This window comes from Alkalibacterium indicireducens, assembly GCF_039522005.1.
In the GTDB taxonomy this organism is placed as follows: Bacteria; Bacillota; Bacilli; order Lactobacillales; family Carnobacteriaceae_A; genus Alkalibacterium; species Alkalibacterium indicireducens.
On record NZ_BAAADA010000066.1, the window covers coordinates 1 to 3349 of the forward strand.

General features: G+C 34.7%; 3 protein-coding genes. 1 reads left to right on the forward strand and 2 read right to left on the reverse strand.

Annotated features, from left to right (window positions below):
* Positions 1-94 precede the first annotated feature (94 nt).
* Complete coding sequence (locus tag ABFX15_RS04175; RefSeq protein WP_346024244.1) at positions 95-841, reverse strand: carbohydrate deacetylase; 747 nt, start codon at positions 839-841, stop codon at positions 95-97.
* A gap of 32 nt (positions 842-873) precedes the next feature.
* Positions 874-2184 carry a family 4 glycosyl hydrolase gene (locus tag ABFX15_RS04180; RefSeq protein WP_346024245.1) on the reverse strand — a complete coding sequence of 437 codons (1311 nt, stop codon included), beginning with the start codon at positions 2182-2184 and terminating at the stop codon, positions 874-876.
* A gap of 117 nt (positions 2185-2301) precedes the next feature.
* On the opposite strand from ABFX15_RS04180, the gene ABFX15_RS04185 reads away from it, so the two are divergent.
* Positions 2302-3108: a MurR/RpiR family transcriptional regulator gene (locus tag ABFX15_RS04185; protein WP_346024246.1), complete on the forward strand. Its 807-nt coding sequence runs from the start codon at positions 2302-2304 to the stop codon at positions 3106-3108.
* The last annotated feature ends 241 nt before the right edge of the window (positions 3109-3349 follow it).

A 3349-nucleotide genomic window follows, 5' to 3' on the forward strand; every position in this document is an offset into this window, starting at 1 on the left:
CAGTGCACCCTTTTTTATGAAAATAGGTTGTCATTTTATAATCTATTCTCTTGACTTAACACCATAATGCTCATTTAATCATTCCATAAATCTTCTATAAATCTGAATAAGTACCTAATTGAATATCATTTTCTTTCAGTATGTTTGCGTAATCACTCCTCGACAGTTCAGCTACCGTAACTGCTCGGCTGTCCCTTAAACTTGAATTGGCTAAAAGTACCTGATCGACATAACCGGGATGACACATCGCTTCAACCTCTCCAAACATTTGGCATTCTTGAACAATATTCTTTAGTTCCATTGGTTTCCAAGTTTCTTTCGTCATACCAATTAAGTCAAACGATGTGTTGAATCTTTTAGTCGTAAGAATATCAGTTGGTACATCAAAATTATTACGTACAGGTAAGTCATATTCTTTAGCCAACTGGATGAACACCTCTGTAATTGGAGATAGGCTATTCACATGATGGTGGCTGTCTAAATGCGTTGGCTTGATCCCTCTTTTTACGACTCTTTCAATTTGTTCTTTCCATTCTTTATAAAGTTCATCTAGGTCAATTTTAAAATCCTCTTCGTAAAATGAAAGTTGATGAAACTGCCCATTTGATTGAATTAAAGATGGAACATCTTCTCTTAATGGTTTCCCACAAGTTAATGACAAATGGACACCAATACCTAATCCAGGATTCTCTTCTGCTAATTTCACCCCTTCTTCAAATCCCGGCATGGTGGTTATCATGGTGGTTGAAGTTAAAATACCTTGTTGATAAGAATGTAAAATTCCATAATTAACTCCAGTACTATAACCAAAATCATCGGCATTAATAATTAATAAACTCATCTTATTCTCCCTTCTCAAAAAATGTAAGGTTATTAGTTTAACTCCACCCAATGATCACCGTTTACTTCAATAAACTCATCCAATATTTTCTTAGCGACATCTGCATTCGGGACAGATTGGTTTAATGTGAAAGCTTCTAAGACTTTCTGATAAGAATTTTCGTAGAAACCATCCACTAGTAATTTTTCCGAAGCCACTTGTGCTTCCATCAATCCTTTATGAAAATCGGGAATATCAAATCTTAACGAAATAGGTTCCACGCCATTGGCATTGACATAACAGGGCACCTCAACAACTGCATCCTCTCGCAAGTTTGGAATAGATCCTTTATTCGGAACAATAAGCATAAAACGGTCATTTTTATTGTGTAAAATAGAAACAGCGATATCTACGATATACTGTCCATGTTCACTACTTTCGTAATTGATTTGATCTAAGTTTTCTTGATTTTGAATATTTTTCACTGTTTCTTTTATTTTTTTCAAACGACCATCCATAATCATATTGGCGCGCGTATATTCTTTATCCGCTTGTTCGACCGCCAAATTCGGATACAAATAATACTCTAGATAGTTATTTGGTAGATGCGTTGGGAAATTTTGGACAATCAACCGCATATTTTGATAAGTTTGCGCCCAGCTTGTCTCTTGTCCTTCTACATTTAATCCTTCATTTCTAAATCGTTCGATAACTTCGGGCATCACATCTCGGCCTAAATCGTCATCATAAATGGAATCATACCAACCAAAATGATTTAAGCCATAATATACAGGAATCCAGTTCTCTCGGTTATAGCCAAAAGAATCAGAAACGACTTCCTCTATAATAATTGTCATATCACAGGCATTAATGATTTTCGCTTCCGGGTATTTTCGACGAACCGCTTCTGCGATAATTGTTTCTGGATTCGTGTAATTTAAAATCCAAGCCTCTGGTGCATATTGTTGAATAGAGTCAACTAACTCCAAGAATCCTTTCATGGAACGCATGCCATAAGAAAAACCACCTAGCCCACAAGTTTCTTGACCAACCACTCCGTATTTCAAAGGAATTTTTTCATCCTTTTCCCGCATGTCAATTTTCCCAACGCGAATTTGAGAAAAGACAAAATCTGCACCAGTGAATGCTTCTTTTGGATTTTCTGTTCTTATCAGAGAAACATCATAATTCCCTTTTTCTAATAGATAATCAATAATGATTTCCATATCACTATTCTTTTGAGAGTCATCATCGTATAAACGAATTTCTTTCACTTCAAAATGTTCATGGTTCAACATTGTTAAAAGAATACCTGGTGTATACCCACTTCCAGCACCAGCGATTGTAATGACTTGTTTCTTCATAAAATCAGCTCCTTCGTATTATTGTTATAGCTTTCAATTATATTGTACCCGATTCTTATGCTATAATTAAGTCATTAAAGTAAATATGGAAGAGCTTCCCAAAATATTTATTTCTATTTGGATTTATGGAATATTTTCCAGGAAAGTGGTGCGGAGAAATACATGACACTATTAAAATACTTAAAGACGATTCACGAAGAAGAGCTTACAGATACAGATTTAGACATTTTAGATCATTTGGAGAAACAGCTTCCTCTTATCCCAAATTTAACCATCTCAGAGCTAGCACAGAAAATTTATACTTCTTCTACATCTTTGCATCGATTAGTTAAAAAGTTGGGATTCGATGGCTACACTGAATTTAAATATATTATCAAAGATTATTTAAAAAATGAAGAGAAAGAAGATGTCCGTTTCTCAAATGGGAATGGCTATTTATTCAATACCATAGATGATATGAAAATTACCTATAAATTGAATGAAGAAGCATTTGAAGAGGTCATTAAAGATTTATTCTCTCATAATGACATCTACTGCTTTGGAACGGGTTGGAAACAAAAACAAATCGTTGATAACTTTGCGAATGATTTATTGTATTACGGACATTCAGCAAAAACGTTACGCAACACAGACGATTTAGAAATTGCCAGTAGACACTTCGATGAAAATTCATTGGTTGTGATCGTATCACTGAGCGGGAGCCTAAAAAACTATAAGCAAACTGTGGAGAGTATGTATGAACAAAATATTACTATAGTGGGCGTTTCCATCTATTCGGATAATCCTCTCTCTCGATTAGCCACACACTCTCTACAGTTTGTAGACTCTTCTTTAGACATTGAAAATCATCACTGGTCTTCAATCACGCTTCATTTAATTTTTGATCAATTATCCCATGCCGTTTCCATTCACAAGGGGGATTAATAAAAGCAAAATTTTTGTGTCAGATAACTACTTAACTTCTTCATAAGACAGATTTAACAGGTGTGCGTACTCTTGCTGGCATTACCACTGTATTATAATGATTAGCCATATCTTTATACGTGGGATTTAATATTAACGTTTGATATGTATGCTTGGTAATTCCTACTTTTAAATTTAATGTTAAGTAGAAAATAATGTAAAGCACCCTCAGGTGCTAACTAGAGGATGCTTCATTAACTGT

Excerpts from the sequence above, each read along its gene's own strand:
- ABFX15_RS04180 (WP_346024245.1), bottom strand. The coding sequence starts at position 2,184 with ATGAAGAAACAAGTCATTACAATCGCTGGTGCTGGAAGTGGGTATACA.
- ABFX15_RS04175 (WP_346024244.1), bottom strand. The coding sequence starts at position 841 with ATGAGTTTATTAATTATTAATGCCGATGATTTTGGTTATAGTACTGGA.